This window comes from Salipiger sp. HF18, from assembly GCF_011806505.1.
Classification (GTDB): domain Bacteria; phylum Pseudomonadota; class Alphaproteobacteria; order Rhodobacterales; family Rhodobacteraceae; genus Salipiger; species Salipiger thiooxidans.
This window is the reverse complement of the sequence record NZ_JAATOS010000568.1, coordinates 1-2410: the sequence shown is the minus strand read 5'-3', so window position 1 is coordinate 2410 and position 2410 is coordinate 1. Positions and strand designations below refer to the sequence as shown.

General features: G+C 68.7%; 3 protein-coding genes. All 3 read left to right on the top strand.

The genetic code is table 11. The annotated features are described in order from the left end of the window. A partial coding sequence (locus HC022_RS24200) for a DUF6716 putative glycosyltransferase (RefSeq protein WP_368484728.1) occupies positions 1–578 on the top strand: 578 nt, incomplete at its 5' end. A 295-nt stretch (positions 579–873) separates the two neighbouring features. Further along, on the top strand, positions 874–1836 hold the full coding sequence (locus HC022_RS24195; protein WP_008886370.1) for a glycosyltransferase: 963 nt from the start codon (positions 874–876) through the stop codon (positions 1834–1836). Then, positions 1836–2410, top strand: a 575-nt coding sequence (locus HC022_RS24190; protein WP_217704103.1) for an alpha-2,8-polysialyltransferase family protein, incomplete at its 3' end; no start/stop codon positions are given. The genes HC022_RS24195 and HC022_RS24190, both read left to right, overlap by 1 nt.

The window sequence follows — 2410 nt, the reverse complement described above, 5'->3', positions numbered from 1 at the left end:
ACCTCGCCTCAAGAAGAGAAAGAGGCTTCTTCACCCAGGCGCTGTCGCCCTCGACCAAGCGCGGCCGCATGCACATGCTGCAGGCCCTGGCCGCGATGGCCCGGGCCAACCCCGATCACACGGTCTGGATCAAGCTGCGCCACCTGCCCAACGAGAACCAGAAGCACCTGCATCTCGAGCGCTACCACTACCCCGGGCTGCTCGAGGAGCTCGACAACCCGCCGCCGAACCTCAAGCTCACCGCCTGCACCATGGACGAGGCGCTGGCCACCGCGGCGCTGGGGATCACCTGCACCTCGACCGCGGCCATCGACGTGGTGCGCGCGGGCATTCCCGCGATGGTGCATCTCGATTTCATCGACAACTACCGCGACCCGCTGGTCGAGCCGATGCGCAAGCTGTTCAGGGGGTCGAACCTGATCACGCCGCTGGGCGACATGCTCGAGAGGCGCGCGCAGGCCCCCGACCCCGCCTGGGTCGAGAAGATGCTCTGCCCCCGAGATCTCGGCGACAGGGTGATGCAGACCGTGGCGCGGTTCGAGACCCGCCCCTTCCAGATCACCGAGGCGCCGCGGTGACCGCCCGCGGGGACGCCGCCACGGCCGCGCCCCCGCAGGCAGATCCCGCCCCCGTTCCGCCCCGGTCCGGTTGCGTTCCTGCAAGGTCAGGCTGCACCCGCATGGCCCGCGCGTCGCTTCTCCGCCCACCGCGCGCTACCGGCTTGTTCTCCGGGGCCGGACGCGTTTATCTCCCCCCGAGATTAGCCCGGCGGAGACGGACGAGCCCTCTTGTCCGCCGGACCCCACCGGTGCGCGGTCCGGCGCGCCGGCTCAATGCGACGTGACATAACCGACGGCACGGATTTTTCAGCACATGGCGACGACCTACACCCTCAGTGACCTGACGATCATCGTCCCCGGGAAGGATGCCCAGGCGAGCATCGAGAAGACCCTGAACAGCCTCGAGCCGCTGATGGCGGCGGGGGGATCCTGCATCCTCGTCAACGACGGCTCCACCGACGCCACCGGCGAGATCATGGGCCGCTTCGCCACCGCCTGGGACAAGGCGCAACTGATCGGCTTCGAGACCGGCGGCGGCGCCGGCAAGGCCCGCAACGCCGGGCTCGGACAGACCCGCACCGCGCTGGTGGGCTCGGTCGACAGCGACGACTGGGTCGGCGCCGAATACTACCCGGCGCTGGTGGCGCAGATGAACGCCGACCCCGAGGTCGATTTCGTGCGCTCGCACTACCTCGAGTGCCGCGGCAACAAGCGCAACATCATCCGCGCCCCCTTCGAGGTGGTGAACACCGCCTTCGACCCGCGGCTCGCGGTCATGCCCGACGACCGCCCCACCATGGTCGACCACCCGCAGATGTGGGCCGGCATCTACGCCATGGACTTCCTCGACCGCCACGACATCCGCTACGATCCGCTGCACACCGCCGAGGACCGCATCATCAACTGGAAGACCCAGATCCTCGGCCGCAAGATGGTGATCGCCGAGGAGTTCCGCTTCTACTACCGCCGCGACCACAACGTCAGCCTGACCGCGGTCGGCGACGACCGGCAGCTCGACTTCCTGCAGGCGATGCAGAACGTCATCGGCTTCCTGGTGAACGAGGGTCACGAGCGCTACCTGCCCAAGGCCATCCGCCAGCTGCTGGCGCTGATCTGTTTCCACATCGAGCGCCAGGGCCGGCTCGAGCCCGCCACCCGCAAGAAGCTCGTCACCGGCGCCGCCCACCTGCTGGCGCTGGTCCCCACGCGCGAGCTGGAGGCCGCGCTTCTGCGCATCGACGACACACGCCGCAACACCATCCGGGGGCTGATCTGATGCTCGTCTGCGAAATCTCGACCAAGTTCGGCCTCTACAGCCTGATGACACTGCTCGGGCAGGACGACACGCTGCCGCCGGCCGCCGGGCGCGTGCTGCTGGTCAGCACCCACACCCCCGACCCCGAGGCCCGCGACGCGCTGCTCGAGTTCGCGAGGACCTCGCCGCACGTGGCGAAGACCTTCTCGAAGGTGCTCAGCCTCAACGCCATCCTCGCGCCGCAACACCCGACCCAGTGGAAGCCCCCCGCCGACGAGCTCGACGCGCTGGCCATCCAGTCGATGCTGCGCGCCATCTTCGGCGCCGCCCCCGACGAGCGGGTCGACCTGATGATGGAATCGATCCAGACGCCGCCGTCGAACACCCTGGCACGGATCATGACCGGCTCGGACGTCTATCTCTATTCCGACGGGCTGATGACCTACGGGCCCACCCGCTTCGAGCTGCCCTACCCCGTCGCCTCGCGCATCCGCAGGCTCTATTACATGGATTTCGTCCCCGGGCTGAAACCGAGCCTGCTGCGGGAATACGGCGTCGAGACCCGCGCCGTCGCCCCCGCCGCCCTGCGCGAAAC